Below are 18280 nucleotides of genomic sequence, written 5' to 3' on the forward strand. Positions count from 1 at the left end.
TATGAAACTACACATGTTGACCCACCAAGACATTGATGGCATCATCCGACTATCACAATCTGTTGGCTGGGATTATGATCAAGCTGAAGTAACGACTATTTTAAATTCAAGTAAGGTTTTTGGACATAAAAATGAGGCTAGTGAGGTAGTGTCGTCTGCAGCAATTATTCCATACGGGGAGAAGACTGCTTCGATTGGTATGGTGATTGTTCAGGAGGAGTACAGAGGAAAGGGGTTAGCAATGGCCTTAATGAAGGAATGTATTGGCCAAGTAGATGAGCAAACAATCATTCAATTAATCGCAACTGCCAATGGGAGGCCAGTGTATGAAAAAATCGGTTTCCAAATAGCAGGGGCAGTAAAGAAATTGATTGCGCCAACTCATTTTTTAAACAATCATACGCTTATATCCTCGCCACAAGTGGTGCCATTTCAGCAAAAGGATTTTCAAGAAGTGGTTGCCCTAGATGAGAAAGCCTTTGGTGCTAATCGAACAAAGTTTCTCTCGGAGCGAATCAGGCAAAGTAAAGATTGCCTAGTCCTTAAAAATAAGGAAGGAAAGATAACCGGGTACGGTCTTTCAATTTTTGGTCAAGTTTATACAATTCTTGGTCCCATCATTGCACCAGATACCCAGTCAGCATTTCAAATCATCAGTCAGCTTAAGAAAAGAGAAGGAAAGGGCGTTAGGATAGATATTTTATCACAACAAAACGAGTTGCAGGACCTGCTAGTAGCAGGCGGTTTTGAGTTGATCAATGAGCCACCAATGATGATGTTACATTCAGATAAGATACCAACAAGAACAGGTCAACTATTTGCCATTGCCTCGCAGGCTTTTGGATAAATAATTTAGGTTATTCTTTCTTTTCCTTTTCCTTCAATAACGTAATTATTTCTTCATGCAATTCATTAGATTTAGCTAATTTACATTCTATAGAAAATAAAGTAGCCATGACAAAGATAAACCCTATTACGGCAATGAACATATGGATTGCTCCTTTTTTACACCTATTTTATAATGGGACAGGTTTAGATATATAGTGAAAAAGGTAGGGTTTGTAAGGAGTTATTGCTTTTTAATCCCAGCAGCATAGAATGGTCCATTCAGGGTAATGGTGGATAATATATGAGCAATTTCTTCAGGCGTTTCATTCTTATCCCCAAGTAACCATTGTTGCAGGACACCAATATGTGCTGAAGCTATATAAGATATTAAGTATTCCCTTGGAACAAGTAGTTGATCTTCTTTAATCAGTGGCCCATTGGGGTCATCGAATAGCTTTTTGAACATAAATTTTTTTACCTTTGTTTGGAAAGAAAGATCACCTTTTGGTCCTAGAATGGCTTTAAGAAAGTCTTTATGTTGTTCAATGTATTGGAAAATACCTATGATTAGTGAAAACGAACCACCAGGATATTGATTGACTTGTTCATATACTTTAGGGATGTTTTTCTGAGCAATCTCAGATAATCCAAGCATAATTTCTTCCTGACATTTATTCATCAAATCGTATTTATCCTCATAATGGGCATAAAAGGTTCCTCTATTGATTCCGGCTCTTGTTGTAATATCCTTCACTGTTACTGCTTCAAAACCCTTTTCTTCAATTAATTCTGCAATTGCTTTTCGAATAGCTTGTCTTGTGCGTGTTACCCGTAAATCTTGATTCTTGTTTGTCAAAAAAATCCCTCCATAAGCGACAGATTATAAGAATATGTTCCATAAAGAACAGAATCTCTCTTTTTGATTATTGAATGGCCAACCTCTTGATATTTATAATTATAACCAACAACGTGTTGTTTAATATTATATCTTAAAAAGGAAGGCGACCATATGAAAATTTTTAAAGATAAATTAACATTGGCTACACCCATTCTCACATTTGTTATATTGTTTATCTTTTCACTGACGTTATTTCCAACAGTCAATCCCACACCTGAAAACTTACCTGTTGCGATAGTCAGTGAGGATGAAGGGATGGAAGTACCTAATCAAGGATCTATCAATATAGGGGAGACGATGGTTGAAAACATCAGGGAAGCGGGTAGTAGTACAGATGATGATGAAGCTGCAGTGGAGTGGGTCGAGGTAAAGAACAAGGAAAAAGTAGTAGAAGGTCTCGATAACCAAGAATATTATGCTGCTCTTGTCATACGAAAAGATTTCAGTGAAAAACAAGCTTCATTAAAAACAAATCATCCAGCAAATCCTGAAATCGATATCATCATTAATCAAGGGATGAATGCCGCTGCCTCCTCTATGGCTAATCAAATGCTTAATCAAATGGTTGATCAATTAAATCAGCAGTTACGTGAGCAAATTTTTGCGGAGTTAAAAACGGCAGATGCACCTGTCTCTGTTTCACAAGCAGAGGTGTTAGCTGAACCGATTGCAGTGAATCATCAGAACGTGAATGCGGTTGGAGAAAACAGCGCAAATGGTAATGCACCAGTCTCTTTATTCCAGCCACTTTGGATTGCAGTCATGGCAATTGCAGCAATTTTGTTTATTGCTGTGAACAAAATGACCGTACATTCACCTAAAGAAAACATTACTATAAAAGTGGGCCAAATTGTAATTGGTCTGTTTGCTTCTTTAATCATTGGATTTGGTCTGCCATGGTTAGCGGAAGACTTAGTTGGTATGAACATTCCATCATTTATGGATACGGCGTTATTTTTATCAGCTACATCCTTCTGTTTCTTTTTAATGATCTTAGCTGTTTTATCTTTGTTAGGCATTAAGGGTATTGCTATTTTCGCGCTTCTATTATTCTTTGGCGCCCCATTATTATCTATGGCTCCTGAGATGATGTCTTCATTCCATCAAACTTGGATCTATTCTTGGTTACCAATGAGATTTCTAGTAGAAGGATTGAGGGAGTTATTCTATTTTGGGCAATCGTTCTCATGGGATTTGATTTCCGTCCAGTTTTGGATTGGTTTAGTCAGTATAATAGTGATTTTCTTAACAGCACTAAAGTTGAAGCCCAAAAAATTGTGAGGTGAGGGAGTACTTTGAACAATCAAGTGTTAATTGTAGGCGCAGGTCCGACGGGGTTATCTTTAGCATTAGGCCTGACTAAACAAAACATTCCATGTAAGATTATCGATAAAAATAAGGGACCTGGTGAGGAATCGAGAGCAATGGTCGTTCAGGCAAGGATTCTTGAATTTTACGAACAATTAGGTATTGCTGAGAATGTTATTGATAAAGGAATGAAAATGAAACATTTACAATTCTTTAAAAGTGTTAAACGGAAAGCAAAATTGAATGTGGAAAATATGGGGGAAGGGCAAAGTCCCTTTCCATATATTTTAAGCTTGCCGCAAGATGAACATGAAAAGATACTCATTGAGTTACTTGCTGAAAATGGTGTGGAAGTAGCATGGCAAACAAAACTAGAATCTTTCACGGAAGGTAAAAATGAGGTAAGTACTCTTCTAAATAAGGAAGGACAGAAGTCAAATGAAGTGTTTCAATATGTTTGCGGTTGTGATGGTGCGCATAGCACAGTGCGAAAGGCTTTAGGTTTTGATTTTATTGGAGGTTCCTATGATCAACTCTTTTATGTGGCAGATGTCTATTGTGAATCAAATGAAACAAATGGTTTTCAGATGCGATTATTTGACGGAGGATTTTGTATTATTTTTCCTATTCGTACAACCGGTTCATTTCGTTTGATTGGTATTGTCCCAGAACTATTGAAAGAGAAGGACGGATTACAATTTTCCGATATAGCTCCGTATTTACAAGAAAAGTTATCTCTAGTGATAACAAAAGTAAACTGGTTTTCCACTTACAAAGTCCATCATCGTATGAGTGAGCATTTTCGTAAAGGGCGGATATTTATTGCTGGTGATGCCGGTCATGTTCATAGCCCCGCAGGTGGACAGGGGATGAACACAGGTATTGGTGATGCGATCAATCTTTCCTGGAAATTGGGTGCTGTCATCGATGGAAGAATGGATTCGCGTGTTCTTGACTCGTATGAAGAGGAGAGAATGGCTTTTGCAAAAACATTAGTCTCAACCACTGACCGCTTATTCTCCATCATGGTCGGTAAAGGCAGGGGGAATCAGATGATTCGAAGTATTGTGCTACCTACGCTCATTCCTAAATTGACAAGGTTTGCTGCTGTTAGAAAGATGTTATTCAAAGTGGTTTCACAAATACGGATTCATTATCGTGATTCTATGCTCTCAACTGGTAAAGTTGGAAAAGTAGCTGCTGGGGATCGCCTACCATGGGTGGCATTTGCTACTGGTACTAACTATGATCTGTTACAGTCTTTTAACTGGCAAATACATGTATATGGAGATGTAATATTTAACACAAAGTCTGTTGATATACCTATTACTTCTTTTCCATATTCAAAGATTGTGGAAAAAGCCGGTATAAAAGAGGGGACAGTCCTTCTGATTCGACCTGATGGTCATGTGGCAGTAGCTTGTGAAGAGGGAGTGGATGCAATCAACGCATACGTTAAAAAATGGCATGTGAGAATCTGATTCCTCGTGGTAAAGGTTTTATTGAAAATAGTATAGCCCCTAACGCTTCTAGAAGGTGAGGGGCTATAGTAATTTTATTAAATCATTGTTAGACCCCTTTTCCAGCAACAAATTCAAAAGTGCTGACCACTTCGATATTTACAATAATTGGCTTCGCTCGCTTAATTAGGTTTTGAAAAAATTCTAGTGTAAGTGACTCTTCATGGGCCCCTTTACTTGACCACACTTCATATACATAAACGATATTTTCCTCTTTTTTTGCCGTATTGATAAGATAAATTTGACAAGGCTGATGGCGTTCCATTTCTTCAGATGCTTGTAATAGAAGATCAACTAATACCTCACCTTGGTTATCTTTTGTCATAAATTTCGTAAATTGACTATACTGGTTCATGTATATCCCTCCTAATCGTCTCATACTTCATATAGTTCTGCCTTCATAAAACAAAACCCTTGAAAAGATTGGAAATATATTTGTGTTGATCTTTGGCAATTCCTGAGGTTTATGTAGGTAAAAAAGAATAGGAGCAAATGGGGTATTCTTTCAGAAAATGAAACAGATCAAGTGTAAAAAGAGGAACTTGAATCCTTGATTATGATAAAGAGTTTCAGTATCAGGTTTATTCACTAATTTAAAATCACTTTAAGCTGCATCCAGCGATAATCATTAATACAGCAAGACTAATATGACCTAATAACAGATCGCTAACTATCTAGATATCGATTGGACGGCTGAAATAGAGGATCATATTATTGCCGGTATTGAGCGCGATAATAAGCGAATTAATGAGGAGTTGACTCATTGGGTAGTGGCTCAACCTGATGGTACGTACCGATTGTCGGGAGAATGGTTAAATACTGAAAGTGACTTATCCTATTATTTTCGGGCGGATCATGTGTATATGGTGTATGAGCGTCCAGAGGGACATGTCATTTTAATCGGGCAAGTCTTACAGAATAAGGATGGGCAATCAGCAAGCTTGATATTAGAAGAAGGTTTTTATAATGGATTTTTCTTACCGAAAGAGTTATTGGAAGAATTGATTCCATTTACCTTATCCTATGAAACTTTAAAAAACTTAGATGGCGTGGAACAACCATATCTTACACAAAAAGATGGTTATCTACAATTACAAACCAAATAAGGAGAGAAAAGAGATGTGGAAGAAAATCGTCAGTATATGTGCGGTGTTATTTATACTGATAACGTCACAAGCTCATGCACATGTGATGAATGCTGATAATGCTTATAATGATTTAAATTATACAGAGGCAAAAGGTGAGATATTGTTTATTACCGCTTTAGGGATGACGAATAGCCAAGACGAAACTGCCACTTTCAGACCAAATGACAGTTTGGCGATGGAAGAATTGGCCGAGTTTGTCGCAGCATATTACCACCTTGAAGGGGAAAATACGGTCCAACAAGTAGTGGAAAAAGGATGGATCTCTTCACTCAAGGGGAACGCGACATTTGCTGATGTAAATGAAGCTTTTTTTGCAGGTGAACTGGCAATTGAAAATGGTTCTGAGAGCTTAACAAGAGAAGCATTTGCTATGTTTATTAGTGAACATGGAAGTTCGTTAATAGAGGAGGCTGGCTTTACAGAAGGGCCAGTTGGTCAAGTTGAAGCTGTCGAACAAAAAGAGATAAGTGTTGATGGGAAAGATACTCACCAATATCATATTCAAATAGGTGATGAAACAATCATACTTGCTGCTCATCCATATGTAGATGCACCATCTGTTGATCCTACTGTTTGGGAAGGAATGTATGTGACAACTTCATTATTAATGGAAGACCCTCATGATAACGGTGAAGAGGTGGCCCAGTTCTTATCTATATCTGAAGACCCGCCTGTACAAGAACAAGTAGTGGAGGAAGAAACATCTTCTATTGATGAAGAGAGTAAGAAAGAAACAGCTGAAGTAGTGGAAGAAGAGAAAGGTAATCATTATGCCAATTGGTTGTTTATCGGATTAGTTGTTGTTGTCGTTTTTATCGTTGTCGGTTTGTATATGAAGAAAAGGAACTAGTTAGAGAGGAAATATAACCGTAACAAGAAACTGATTAAACGTTTCTGTTACGGTTTTTTATTTGTTTAGAGGTGGCGATAAATTAGTAATATTTGAAGAATTTAACAGATAGTAAGTCGTTCTTATCATTTGTTCACACAAGTTAGAGATGGGTATTTAAGATATACGCATACGCATTATTCAAAATGAAGAAAGAGATTGAAAGGCGAGTAGAAGAAAGTTGCATGTCACTCAGAAGAAAAAATTCAAACGAGAGCGAAGCAAAAGAGGAGAGCGAGTCACTCAGATGAGCAAAGCAAAATGAGAGCGAAGCAAAAGGCGATAGCGAGTCACTCAGATGAGCAAAGCAAAATGAGAGCGCAGCAAAAGGGAAGAGCGAGTCACTCAGATGAGCAAAGCAAAATGAGAGCGCAGCAAAAGGGAAGAGCGAGTCACTCAGATGAGCAAACCAAAACGAGAGGGAAGCAAAAGGCGATAGCGAGTCACTCAGATGGGCAAAGCAAAATGAGAGGGAAGCAAAAGGGGAGAGCGAGTCACTCAGATGAGCAAACCGAAACGAGAGGGAAGCAAAAGGGGAGAGCGAGTCACTCAGATGAGCAAACCGAAACGAGAGCGTAGTAAAAGGCGATAGCGAGTCACTCAGAAGAGCAAACCAAAACGAGAGGGAAGCAAAAGGGGAGAGCGAGTCACTCAGATGAGCAAAGCAAAATGAGAGGGAAGCAAAAGGCGATAGCGGGTCACTCAGAAGAGCAAACTGAAATGAGAGCGCAGGAAAAGGAAATAGCGAGTCACTCAGATGAGCAAACCGAAACGAGAGCGCAGTAAAAGGTGATAGCGATTCACTCAAATAAGTAAACCAAAATGAGAGCGAAGCAAGAGGAAATAGCGAGTCATACACAAATCCGAAAACAGAAACGAAAGCGTTGCAAATGTAGTTTGCGCGTGTCCTGATTCAAAAATCACTTCCTTCGGCCACATAAGTAATTTCATTTATTGCTGCATTTAGCCTTCTGTTTCGACCCCTACTCTGCAATTTAACTCCAGTATTTTTGTGAATAAACAATTAAACCCCCAAAAAAACAGGTAACTTCCAACTAAATATTAATTTAAGTTAATAGGAATAAGCTAGCCGATTAAACAAATAATACCAATATCTTATGGAAGATAGAGAGGGTGAATCAATGAAGTTTTCTCGCCTTCAACTTGCTTTTGTCATTATTTTATTTATAGGCATATCTAATCATGTGCTCATTTTACCCCATTTGTTGGGTTGGGCTAAACGAGATGCTTGGTTAAGCGTATTAATCGCCTACGGTATTATGTTTGTTTGGATATTTCTGTATCAGCTTATTTTATCTAAAAACAAGGAAGGCGAACATACCTTTATATGGTTGAAAAAGAGAGTAGGTAATTTTGTTGCTTATAGTATTATGAGTTTGTTTCTCTTGTATTTTAGTGTTGCTGGTCTTGTTTCATTTTTTGATTTAATCCAATCAGTGCATATTTTTTTCTTGCCATTTACACCTATATGGATTGTCGCTTTACCCTTCATTTTGTTATGTGTGTGGGCAGCGAGTTCAGGAATCAAAACGATCATCTATACTTCGACCATTCTCTTGCCTTTTGTATGGGGCTTAGGTATGTTTGTCGCGATTGCGACTTTAGAGGAAAAAGATTATTCATACTTATTGCCGTTATTTGCTGATAAAGACGCTTCTGTTATTGAAGGTGTAATCATCGTGCTAGGTGGGAGTGTGGATTTACTTATCTTCTTTATCATTCATCACTATTTTGAAAAGAAGATACCATACTGGTATTTAATGTTGTTATTAACTGTATTAACGATACTTATTATGGGACCAACCATTGGTTCATTAACATCATTTGGTCCAAGTATGGCTGCTAATATGCGGTTTCCTGCATTTGAACAATGGAGACTGGTTTCAATTGGGGATTTAATATCCCATGTGGATGCTTTAGCGGTGTTTCAATTATTAAGTGGTGTAACCATCAGAGTCTCACTTTGTTTATTTCTTATTCCGGAAATAATTCATATTCAAAAAAAGTGGTGGAAGGTTATTCTTATCACTTTAACAGCCCTTATCTTATATGGCATCGTTTCCTTACAGACGAGCGATATCATTGTTTTTCATATTATTAAACATTATTTTTACAAGGTTGCCCTATCTTTTGGGGTGTTTATGACCCTTATTTTATTGTTCGTTAGCTATCTTCCTAGCCGAAAGGGTGAAAAAGAGTATGACCGTGGAAAGTCGATATAAACAATTAGATAAACTCTTAGATGCCGGAAAGCTGGAAAAGAAGAATTTAGAGGCATTTTTTAATCAAGCATCAGATATTCACTTAATTACAAATCAAAATGTACTCACTTTATTTGTTGATGGAATGATTAGTAGAGAACAATATAATCGATATGTACATGCGATTGTGACCTATTTGAATGATGGATATCGCTCAAAAGAAGTCTTATCGCAATGGCCTACATTTATGAAGATTCATCAAACAAAGGATATGGTGAATCATTTATTAACAGGATATGTCATCTTCTATGTATATGGAAGAAGAAATTATGTTGCCATTGATATCGCTCAAATTCCTCATCGAACACCAGAGGATTCACAAACAGAAGTATCGTTAAAGGGGGCAAGAGACGGATTTACAGAAGAACTCCATACGAACTTGGCTCTTATTAGAAAGAGAATCAGAACGGAAAAGTTAAAGAGTGAAGTCTTTCAAATTGGGAGAGAAACAGAAACAAAAACTGTGTTGGTCTATTTAGAGGGGAAAGCAAAGAAAAATATAATAGAAGAAGTGAGGAGAAGGATAGAAAACGTAGATGTGGAAAGTCTCATTAGCGCTGGCCAATTGGAACAATGGATTTCAGATAAAACATTTTCTGTCTTTCCACTATTAGAATACACCACCAGGCCAGACTTTGCCTCAGAATGTTTGTTAAGAGGGCGATTAGTTATCATTGTCGAAGGATCACCGACTGTGCTTATTGGACCGATGAATTTATTTGGAATGCTTAAATCTCCTGAAGATATTCATTTTCCATATTATATCGTAGCTTTCCAAAGGTTACTAAGAGTGGTTTGTTTATTTATAGCTATTTTTGTTCCCTCCTTTTTCCTTGCTATATCTAATATCAATATTGATCAATTGCCCTATCCTTTAATAGCAACGATTGTTATTTCCCGGCATGGTCTGCCATTTTCATTACCGTTAGAGTCCTTTTTAATTCTAATGTTATTTGAACTGTTAAGAGAAGCAGGTGTACGGATGCCGACTGCATTAGGACAAACCATATCAATTGTAGGAGGTATTATCATTGGAGATGCTGCAATAAGAGCGGGACTTGCTTCTCCCACACTGCTAGTTGTTTTCGCTGTCGCGGCTGTCGCTACTTTTACACTAGTAAATCAATCTCTTACCGGCACAGTGACCATTTTAAGGATATATACGATGTTGTTTTCTACCTTTTTAGGTGTTTACGGTTTTGCTCTTAGCCTAATTAGTATAGTGATTTACTTAGCAAGACTCGAGTCATTCAAAGTGGCTTATTTGGAGCCGGTGACTTCTTTGAATTTAAGCGAGTTTCGATTTGCATTTTTGGTGGATCCAATTCGCATAAATAAAAAAGTGAGTGGCATTGTAAACATAAGGAGAAATAGAAAATGAAAAGAGTCGTAAACTTCATACTATGTTTCGTTCTCCTCTTAACATGTGTAGCATGTGAGTCTGACATGAAAGAAATCCAGAACCTTAATTTTGCGACAGCCTTGGGTGTGGATTTTAAAGATGGGAAATACCAATTATATGTTCAATTGGTTGGTCTCGATTCTGTTGCAAAAACTGAGGGAGAAAAAAGTCAAGCGCAAACATATGTATCTACTTCTTCAGGTAAAACGTTATTAGATGCGTATTTTGAACTATATAAATCGGAACAGGAAGTCATTATTTTCTCTCATATCTCCACGATTGTTGTTAGTGAATCTATTTTAAAGCGAGGATTAAATCATGTATTAGATGAATTAACGAGGTATTATGAGTACCGGCTCACACCGTGGATTTTTGCTACAAAGGATCCACTTGATAAAGTGCTGTCAACTCTAGGGTTATTTAAACAATCGTCTCTTGAAACATTACTACACCATCCAGATAGATCAAGTAAACAAAGTACAATGATTAGACCAATCAAGCTGTATCAATTTTTTAGAGAGTTATTTGAACCCGGAAAGACAACATTTTTACCAGGCATTACGATTACTGAAAATCAGTGGGAGAATAATCAAAAGAAGGAACCTAAGTTGACTTATAATGGAGCTTTTTTCTTAAAAGAAATGAACTATAAAGGTTTTTTTAGTTTAGATGCAATCAAAGGAATTAGGTGGACGTCAGCAGGTACAAAAAGAGCTTCATTAAAAGTCCCAGATGGTGAGAATCAGGATACGATTATTATTATTGATAATATTAAAACGAAGAAAAAGTTGCTGGGTAGTGAGGGGGGGAAATATCAATTTGAAGTTCAACTGGATGTGAAAGCGAGTATAGGGAATAAAGTGAATGACCAAAAATATAACAAATTACTTGCGGAAACAAAGAAAAATTTTACGAAAGAAATTAAAGATCTTTTCCAATTAGGGGTAGAGGAAGGTGTGGACATTCTTGACCTTGGGCATATTCTCTATCGTAATGACTTTGAAAGTTGGGAAAAGGACAAAGAGATTTACTTAGAAAAAAGTGAAGTAGCAGTAAATGCTGATGTAACAATTCAACATGCAAGTGCATTTAAAAACAAACGGTTTGAAGAAGTAAAAGAAAGAGGGAAGACAGACTAAGAACCTGATTAAAACTTAAGTAGATTGGCTCCCCTATAAGTAGACAGGGATCGTAAAAATGCTACTTATAAGGGAGTTTTTTCAATATTTATTCGTACACCTAATATAGATTGTTTAGTTTACGAATTTGTAGTTTTCGCCCATCCATTTTTTCAATGGATTTTATTGATATACTTTACTGTCAATCAATTGCAATTGGTGTTGCTGAATAATCTGTGCCAATTGGTCACTATAGATTTTTTCGCCTTGTTCATTTTCAATTGTACTGTATCCAGCGTCTTGTAATGCTACTGCTTGCTCCATATAAGTTGTGCCATTGAATAGCCCATTTTTTTTGTAGCGATCGTGAGTGGCTAAGAACTCTCCGTGATCTTTTACGGAATCCTCCATTTGATCATATACCCTAAAAGCATCCTCAATTGTTTCATCATAGTACTCTTTCGTCTCTAGGTTTACTGATTCTCCGTCCCAATTATGGCTCTTGATGCCAAAGTAGTTATTATATTCGGATGAGAGGGTTGATCTACCCCAATCGGATTCAAGTATGGCTTGAGCAATCGTAATTGATGGCAGGATACGATAGGTTTCATAGTTTTCTATTGCAATTGCTTCAATATCATTGATAAAGTTTCGTTGCATTTTTTTTAGGTTATTATTGTCTGCTGCTTCAATTTGATCTGTTAATTGATTATAGTAATTTTTCACTTCTTCTTTTTCTTCTTGGCTGTACTCATTTTCGGTTAAAACTCTATCAATCTCTTTTATTTTAAAATCATCATTTTCTTCGGTAATAAATTGATTTGTCAGTTGTTTTATTTCCTCATTACTTATTTCTTCAATGCCATACTTCACTTCTGCCATAGCTGAAACATAGCGCCAATCAACTTGAGCCTTCCCACGACTCGTTTCGTCAACAACTGCTTGAACTTGTCCTGTTTGGTCAATGGAGATACTTTTTTCTTTATTCATAGCGATAAAGTAGATGCCCACTATAAACAAAACGAGTGTAAATAAAATCCACTTGCTCTTTTTCATTCGAATGTCCCCTTATTCCATATTACTTTCTACTAATATAACTTGAATCATGTTCATTCTTCCAGTGACACCTCTTTATAAGAGTAATAAACTAAATTTTCTGCCATTATAGATAAACATGAAAGGTTATCCTAGTCTGCCGATAAAAATAACAGGACAAAAGATGTGGTTATTTATTTTTGATAGGTCATTAATCACGCATTTTAGATAAAAAGGGGAATATTTATGGGCAAGTTATTCGATCGAAAGGGGAAGGAAAACTCATTCCTAAACCGCTTAACATCCACTATTCAATTTCAAATATTGCTGCCGTTCTTAGCGCTAATTATCATTGCAGTCATGACGGTAAGTTATGTTAGTTATTATTTTAGTATTAAAAATACGACAACGATCCTCAACCAAAAAGTAGAAGAACAATTAACGAGTTTAAATGATACTTTTGAGATGTTCTTTACTCAGAAACATCAAATCATGACTCGAATGACGATGAATGAGGACATCATTCCCTCAGAAGGTGACAATGACGAGGTATTAGCCTATTTCCGCGAAACACAAGAAACAACAGACTCTGTTATCAACCTTTATTCAGCTAGTGAGAGTACGGGTGAAGTGGTGATTTATCCTGAAGCTGATTTAGGGAATGATTTCCTTGCAAAGCAAAGAGATTGGTATAAGGAGGCAGTTAATGCAAAAGGTGATCCCGTATGGACAGCACCATACAAAGATGGTAGTACAGGGGAAACGATTATAACGATTTCTGAAGCCGTTTACCAAAATGATCAATTAGTAGGTGTTGTTGGGGCTGATGTACTTGTTGACACATTAATTGAGATGGTCAATAAAATGGACGTAGGTGACACAGGATATGGCATGATTGTCGATCCTTTTGGTAAATATGTTGCTCATCCTGATTCAGCACTTATTGGACAAGCCGCTTCATTAGATTTGTCCGCAGAGTCTAATGAACAATCACTTGGAAGTATTGAGTTAGAGGAGGAAATTGTTCATTATATTGAGAATCCTACAACCGGATGGACTATAGGCGGTATAGTCAAAACGAGGGATTTAGAAAAACAAGGGGAAGCAATCGTATTACCTAATTTAATTACTATTGGTGTGGTTTTATTGTTAGCAATTGTTACTTCGTACTTCATTACCCGAGCTTTAACAAAGCCGATGCATGATGTAGTAGGCAGAATGAAAAGTATGGCAGATGGAGATTTTACTCATGAACCACTTCCTATTAAACATAAAAATGAGATTGGTCACCTTGTAATAGCAACGAATGAGATGAATCAACAAATAAAAACGCTTCTCGTTGATGTTCAAGATGTATCTCACACAGTAACAGCCAAAAGTGAGGAATTGAAATTAATTTCTGAAGAAGTAAAAGCAGGTACTTCACAGATTGCTACAACAATGGAGGAGCTTGCGTATGGTTCAGAAGCACAAGCGAAAAGTGCGAGTGACATTTCTTCCTTTATGAATGATTTTGTTGTAAAGATTGATGAGACCAATGCGAATGGTGAATGGATTCAAGAAAAGACAAAAGATGTTTTTGTTATGACGGAAAAAGGCACGTTAAATATGCAACAATCAACGAAACAAATGGAGACAATTCATGACATTGTCAGCCAAACAACAGCAAAAATGAAAACATTGGATCAGCAAACACAAGATATCACAAAGTTGGTTGCTGTGATAAAAGAAGTAGCTGAGCAAACGAATTTACTTGCATTAAATGCTGCTATTGAAGCAGCGAGAGCGGGAGAACATGGTCGTGGGTTTGCCGTTGTTGCAGAAGAAGTTCGTAAACTAGCAGAACAGGTGGCAGCATCTGTCCAAGATATCACATCTATTGTCATGACCATCCAATCTGATTCAAAAGAAGTCGTTGTTTCCTTGCAGACGGGATATACAGAGGTTGAAAAAGGAAAAGAGCAAATGGATGAAACCAATCAAACATTTGATGATATCCGCCTATCACTGCAAGAAATGGGAGAAAGTATTGCTCAAATTGCAGAAAATCTTAACGATATTACAGCAAATAGTCAAGAAATGAACGGTACAATTGAAGAGATTGCCTCTGTGACAGAAGAATCAGCAGCAGGCATTGAAGAAACATCTGCATCGGCAGAAGAAGTAAGCGGTTCGATGGAAAATGTGACGGAAAGTGCACAACACTTAAATAACTTAGCGACAAAGGTTCAATCATTAATTGGTCGCTTTAAACTTTAACATAGACGAAGAAATCCTGTGAAAGCAGGATTTTTTTCTTTTTTTAACGAATGTTAGGGGTTGGTATATGGTGTAGTATTTTAAGGTTCATTATTTAACATATGTAAAAGGTTGGTATGCATGATTTTAATCGATGAGGCTAAGAAAGTAACTGAATATTATCGAAGTAATACTAATGTTGATATAGTATATATTTCTGGATCTGTTTCCCGTGGTTGGGAAGACGAGTATTCAGATATTGAAATCAATGTTTAATGGAATAAAGACCCTACGGAGGATGAACGACTTTACCCAATAAAGGAAAGAGGGGGTAAAATTCTCGACTTTTATCCATTTGAAGGTGAAGAATGGTCCGAATCGTATATAGTCTCTAACGTAAAATATGAAATAAGTAATTTTCGCACGAGAACTTTTCAGCGGATCATCGATGACCTTCTAATCAAGCTAAAAGCAGATATTGAAAAACAAGTATTACTTGCCAGCCTACAAAGTGGTATACCACTCGTTGGTAAAGACATATTTAAAGGTTTAAGAAGACAAATGGATAGATATATATCCAACAGAACTCACAATAAATTTGATTAAAAAGTATAAAGAAGTAACAAATAGCTGGCATAGTAGATATGGATTACTAGAGCGAAATGATTGGTATTTGTTACTACAAGTTCTTTTTTCAGTTGAAAAGAATATTTTAATATTATTATTTGCATTGAATAAAGAGTTCATACAACACCCTGGTTTTAAATGGTTAAGGAAATCTGTCAACGCATTAAAGGTTAAACCATCAAATTTTCTAGAGAGGTTAGAGAAAGTTCATATAGGGCAATTAACTATGAAAGATCTACAAGAACTCGAAAAACTATTAATAGAAACATATAGATTAATAGAAAGAGCGTATCCCGAGATAGATTTAAATGAAGTGAAACAAAAAAGTATGTTAACCCGCCCTACAAACAATAAACAGTCATGATAACTAAATAAATGGATGAATGGAGGAAAGGTCAATGGATTACGATGTGATTGTGGTTGGCGCAGGATTAGCAGGTTTGGTGGCAACGGCAGAAATGGCGGATGGTGGGAAGCGGGTATTACTTTTAGACCAAGAGCCAGAAGCATCCTTAGGTGGCCAAGCATGGTGGTCATTTGGAGGACTGTTTTTAGTCAATTCCCCTGAACAGCGTCGAATGGGAATACAGGATTCAAAGGAGTTAGCATGGCAGGATTGGCAGGGGACAGCTGGTTTTGATCGGATAGAAGATGAGGACTATTGGGGGTTGCAATGGGCTAAAGCTTATGTTGAATTTGCAGCGGGAGAAAAGCGGGCATGGTTACACAAGATGGGGGTTCGTTTTTTTCCAGTAGTCGGTTGGGCAGAGAGAGGGGGACAGTTAGCTGATGGCCCTGGTAACTCAGTACCACGCTTTCATATTGTCTGGGGAACAGGTCCAGGCATTGTTGAGCCATTTGAACGCCGAGTACGAGAACATATGAAAAAAGGCTTGGTCCAATATCAACCGCGTCACCGTGTGGAGCAATTAATAACAGACGGTAGTATGGTTGTTGGAGTAAGTGGTTCCGTATTAAAGGCTAGCCAAGCGAAACGTGGGGAAGGAAGTAATAGAGAAGTAGTTGGTCGCTTTAACTATGATACAAAAATCGTCTTAGTCGCTAGTGGCGGAATCGGTGCAAATATGGAGCTGATTCGTAAAAATTGGCCAAGTAGACTTGGAGAGCCACCTAAACAGATGATTTCTGGAGTTCCGGCACATGTGGATGGAAGGATGCTTTCGGTTACAGAGGCAGCAGGCGGAAGGATTGTGAACCGTGACCGCATGTGGCATTACACAGAGGGAATTAAGAATTGGCAGCCTGTATGGGAGAACCATGGGATTCGTATTCTTCCTGGACCATCATCTATTTGGCTTGATGCAAATGGAAAACGATTTCAAGCACCTAACTATCCAGGTTTTGATACACTTAGTACACTTGAGGCAATTAAAAAAACAGGCTATGACTATTCTTGGTTTATTCTTTCTCATAAAATAATTGAAAAAGAGTTTGCCTTATCTGGTTCTGAACAAAATCCAGATTTAACGGGTAAAAGCATTAGTAAAGTGATTGGCAGAGCATTAAAAAGTGTACCAACGCCTGTAAAAGCATTTATGGATAAAGGGGAAGATTTTGTTATTGCTAGACAACTAGGTGATCTTGTCACTGCAATGAATAAACTTTCTGGCAATGATTTGTTGCGGGTGGATGAAATTGAGAGACAAATTCAAGCAAGAGACCGTGAGATTGATCATACTTTTACAAAAGATTTGCAAGTGACAGCTATTAGAGGAGCAAGAAACTATCTGGGGGACAAGTTAATACGAGTGGCTAAGCCTCATAAAATTCTTGATCCAAAAAACGGGCCACTCATTGCCGTTCGTTTAAATCTCCTAAGTAGAAAAACACTAGGTGGTCTGCAAACCGATTTATCAGCAAGGGTGTTAAATGAAAAGGGCTCTCCTGTTCCTGGCTTATATGCAGCAGGAGAAGTAGCCGGCTTTGGTGGCGGTGGAGTGCATGGCTATCGCTCATTAGAGGGAACGTTTGTTGGTGGCTGTCTTTTTACAGGAAAAGTGGCTGGCCAAGCAATCGTTGCAGCATTAGATAAAGAAACGATATGAGGAGCTTATACGATGACTTATAGACTGACAAGACTTTCTAATGATGACGCAAAAGAACTGTTCAAATTTGAAAAAGTGAATAAACAATTTTTTGAGAAAAGTGTTCCACCTAGACCTGTAAGTTATGAGATATATGAGCAGTTTCTACAAGTCTTAATAGGATTATTAGAGGAGCAAGCTGAAAATAAATCTTTATTCTATCTTATTAAAAATGAAACAGATGAAATTGTCGGTAGAATAAATATTGTAGATATAGACTGGCGAGAGAAAAAGGGTTATCTTGGCTATCGCATAGGTGAGGCATACACGGGGAAAGGGATAGCGACTCATGCACTGCAAATTCTTCTCCAGCAAAATAAGGAAATCAATCACCTCTTGGCCAAAACAACGAAAGATAATATTTCCTCTCAAAAAGTATTAGAAAGAAATGACTTTGGCATGCAAGGAGTAGAGGGAAGTTTTATTTACTATCAGTGGGATCGGAAGTTGGATACAAGTTACTAGATGAGAGGGAAGATTACGGCACATGTTTGTGGAGAAATAGGAGTGAGGGCATTGGACAAAGAGGAATCAATGTTCTCAAAGGAGAAAGCGAACCTGAGAGCGGCGTGAAAACGAAAATTAACAACTTTCAAGGGAGCATTCAGATAAAGAGAATCCGAGAGCGATACACATAGAAGGAGTAATACCAATAGCAAAAAAATTTAACTCAAGTATGTTGTTATTTTCCGGAAAATCACCTCTTTCTAAAAGTTTAATTAACAAAATATTAATAATATTGTAACTTCAATCTATGTTAATTATGATATACCATTAATAAGTAGATACATAACTTATTTCAAAGTGATTTAATGCTTGCTGAAACTCATAGAAAGTCCTATCCAAGATTGGTATTAGCAGCTCTTATTAGAGTGTTGATAT

The 18280-nt window shown here is 37.3% G+C and carries 18 protein-coding genes; 14 read left to right on the plus strand and 4 right to left on the minus strand.

The genetic code is table 11. The features are described from left to right. The first annotated feature begins 1 nt into the window (after position 1). A complete protein-coding gene (locus LCM23_RS00380; RefSeq protein ID WP_224934512.1) occupies positions 2-847 on the plus strand; it encodes a GNAT family N-acetyltransferase in 846 nt (281 codons plus the stop codon). Between the two features lie 10 nt (positions 848-857). Here the strand turns inward: LCM23_RS00380 and LCM23_RS25780 are convergent, their stop codons facing one another. Then, positions 858-989: a hypothetical protein gene (locus LCM23_RS25780; protein WP_263624069.1), complete on the minus strand. Its 132-nt coding sequence runs from the start codon at positions 987-989 to the stop codon at positions 858-860. 80 nt (positions 990-1069) lie between these two features. Then, complete coding sequence (locus LCM23_RS00385; protein ID WP_224934515.1) at positions 1070-1684, minus strand: TetR/AcrR family transcriptional regulator; 615 nt, start codon at positions 1682-1684, stop codon at positions 1070-1072. Between the two features lie 159 nt (positions 1685-1843). Between LCM23_RS00385 and LCM23_RS00390 the strand changes: the two genes are divergently transcribed. Continuing rightward, a complete protein-coding gene (locus LCM23_RS00390; RefSeq protein ID WP_224934681.1) occupies positions 1844-3007 on the plus strand; it encodes a YhgE/Pip domain-containing protein in 1164 nt (387 codons plus the stop codon). Between the two features lie 14 nt (positions 3008-3021). Further along, positions 3022-4515 carry an FAD-dependent monooxygenase gene (locus LCM23_RS00395; RefSeq protein ID WP_224934517.1) on the plus strand — a complete coding sequence of 498 codons (1494 nt, stop codon included), beginning with the start codon at positions 3022-3024 and terminating at the stop codon, positions 4513-4515. An 88-nt stretch (positions 4516-4603) separates the two neighbouring features. On the opposite strand, the gene LCM23_RS00400 is transcribed toward LCM23_RS00395, so the two are convergent. Next, complete coding sequence (locus tag LCM23_RS00400; RefSeq protein ID WP_224934519.1) at positions 4604-4909, minus strand: putative quinol monooxygenase; 306 nt, start codon at positions 4907-4909, stop codon at positions 4604-4606. Between the two features lie 415 nt (positions 4910-5324). On the opposite strand from LCM23_RS00400, the gene LCM23_RS00405 reads away from it, so the two are divergent. The 6 genes from LCM23_RS00405 (at position 5325) to LCM23_RS00430 (ending at position 11414) form a co-directional block, all read left to right on the plus strand. Then, positions 5325-5660, plus strand: a complete 336-nt coding sequence (locus LCM23_RS00405) for a hypothetical protein (protein ID WP_224934521.1) — start codon at positions 5325-5327, stop codon at positions 5658-5660. A 13-nt stretch (positions 5661-5673) separates the two neighbouring features. Then, a complete protein-coding gene (locus LCM23_RS00410) occupies positions 5674-6552 on the plus strand; it encodes a hypothetical protein (protein WP_224934522.1) in 879 nt (292 codons plus the stop codon). 300 nt (positions 6553-6852) lie between these two features. Beyond that, positions 6853-7170, plus strand: a complete 318-nt coding sequence (locus tag LCM23_RS00415; protein WP_224934524.1) for a hypothetical protein — start codon at positions 6853-6855, stop codon at positions 7168-7170. A 563-nt stretch (positions 7171-7733) separates the two neighbouring features. Continuing rightward, positions 7734-8834, plus strand: a complete 1101-nt coding sequence (locus LCM23_RS00420; RefSeq protein WP_224934526.1) for a GerAB/ArcD/ProY family transporter — start codon at positions 7734-7736, stop codon at positions 8832-8834. Beyond that, complete coding sequence (locus LCM23_RS00425; protein ID WP_224934528.1) at positions 8812-10254, plus strand: spore germination protein; 1443 nt, start codon at positions 8812-8814, stop codon at positions 10252-10254. Before LCM23_RS00420 ends, LCM23_RS00425 begins: the two co-directional genes overlap by 23 nt. Next, on the plus strand, positions 10251-11414 hold the full coding sequence (locus LCM23_RS00430) for a Ger(x)C family spore germination protein (protein ID WP_224934530.1): 1164 nt from the start codon (positions 10251-10253) through the stop codon (positions 11412-11414). Before LCM23_RS00425 ends, LCM23_RS00430 begins: the two co-directional genes overlap by 4 nt. A 162-nt stretch (positions 11415-11576) precedes the next feature. Here the strand turns inward: LCM23_RS00430 and LCM23_RS00435 are convergent, their stop codons facing one another. After that, a complete protein-coding gene (locus LCM23_RS00435; protein ID WP_224934533.1) occupies positions 11577-12449 on the minus strand; it encodes a glycoside hydrolase family 73 protein in 873 nt (290 codons plus the stop codon). A gap of 225 nt (positions 12450-12674) precedes the next feature. Here LCM23_RS00435 and LCM23_RS00440 point away from each other — a divergent pair, with 225 nt between their 5' ends. The 5 genes from LCM23_RS00440 (at position 12675) to LCM23_RS00455 (ending at position 17863) form a co-directional block, all read left to right on the plus strand. After that, complete coding sequence (locus LCM23_RS00440) at positions 12675-14687, plus strand: methyl-accepting chemotaxis protein (protein WP_224934535.1); 2013 nt, start codon at positions 12675-12677, stop codon at positions 14685-14687. Positions 14688-14807: 120 nt separating this feature from the next. Further along, complete coding sequence (locus LCM23_RS25785; protein WP_263624071.1) at positions 14808-14942, plus strand: hypothetical protein; 135 nt, start codon at positions 14808-14810, stop codon at positions 14940-14942. Between the two features lie 322 nt (positions 14943-15264). Beyond that, positions 15265-15657 (plus strand): hypothetical protein, encoded by a 393-nt coding sequence (locus tag LCM23_RS00445; RefSeq protein WP_224934537.1) that lies wholly within the window; start codon positions 15265-15267, stop codon positions 15655-15657. A 34-nt stretch (positions 15658-15691) separates the two neighbouring features. Continuing rightward, on the plus strand, positions 15692-17359 hold the full coding sequence (locus LCM23_RS00450) for an FAD-binding dehydrogenase (protein ID WP_224934539.1): 1668 nt from the start codon (positions 15692-15694) through the stop codon (positions 17357-17359). 12 nt (positions 17360-17371) lie between these two features. After that, positions 17372-17863, plus strand: coding sequence for a GNAT family N-acetyltransferase (locus LCM23_RS00455; protein ID WP_224934541.1), 492 nt, complete (start codon positions 17372-17374; stop codon positions 17861-17863). Positions 17864-18280: the final 417 nt, after the last annotated feature.

It is taken from the genome of Cytobacillus kochii, from assembly GCF_020171845.1.
In the GTDB taxonomy this organism is placed as follows: Bacteria; Bacillota; Bacilli; order Bacillales; family Cytobacillaceae; genus Cytobacillus; species Cytobacillus kochii.

Excerpts from the sequence above, each read along its gene's own strand:
- LCM23_RS00380 (WP_224934512.1), top strand. The coding sequence starts at position 2 with ATGAAACTACACATGTTGACCCACCAAGACATTGATGGCATCATCCGA.
- LCM23_RS25780 (WP_263624069.1), bottom strand. The coding sequence starts at position 989 with ATGTTCATTGCCGTAATAGGGTTTATCTTTGTCATGGCTACTTTATTT.
- LCM23_RS00400 (WP_224934519.1), bottom strand. The coding sequence starts at position 4,909 with ATGAACCAGTATAGTCAATTTACGAAATTTATGACAAAAGATAACCAA.
- LCM23_RS00410 (WP_224934522.1), top strand. The coding sequence starts at position 5,674 with ATGTGGAAGAAAATCGTCAGTATATGTGCGGTGTTATTTATACTGATA.
- LCM23_RS00415 (WP_224934524.1), top strand. The coding sequence starts at position 6,853 with ATGAGAGCGAAGCAAAAGGCGATAGCGAGTCACTCAGATGAGCAAAGC.
- LCM23_RS00420 (WP_224934526.1), top strand. The coding sequence starts at position 7,734 with ATGAAGTTTTCTCGCCTTCAACTTGCTTTTGTCATTATTTTATTTATA.
- LCM23_RS00425 (WP_224934528.1), top strand. The coding sequence starts at position 8,812 with ATGACCGTGGAAAGTCGATATAAACAATTAGATAAACTCTTAGATGCC.
- LCM23_RS00430 (WP_224934530.1), top strand. The coding sequence starts at position 10,251 with ATGAAAAGAGTCGTAAACTTCATACTATGTTTCGTTCTCCTCTTAACA.
- LCM23_RS00435 (WP_224934533.1), bottom strand. The coding sequence starts at position 12,449 with ATGAAAAAGAGCAAGTGGATTTTATTTACACTCGTTTTGTTTATAGTG.
- LCM23_RS00440 (WP_224934535.1), top strand. The coding sequence starts at position 12,675 with ATGGGCAAGTTATTCGATCGAAAGGGGAAGGAAAACTCATTCCTAAAC.
- LCM23_RS25785 (WP_263624071.1), top strand. The coding sequence starts at position 14,808 with ATGATTTTAATCGATGAGGCTAAGAAAGTAACTGAATATTATCGAAGT.
- LCM23_RS00450 (WP_224934539.1), top strand. The coding sequence starts at position 15,692 with ATGGATTACGATGTGATTGTGGTTGGCGCAGGATTAGCAGGTTTGGTG.
- LCM23_RS00455 (WP_224934541.1), top strand. The coding sequence starts at position 17,372 with ATGACTTATAGACTGACAAGACTTTCTAATGATGACGCAAAAGAACTG.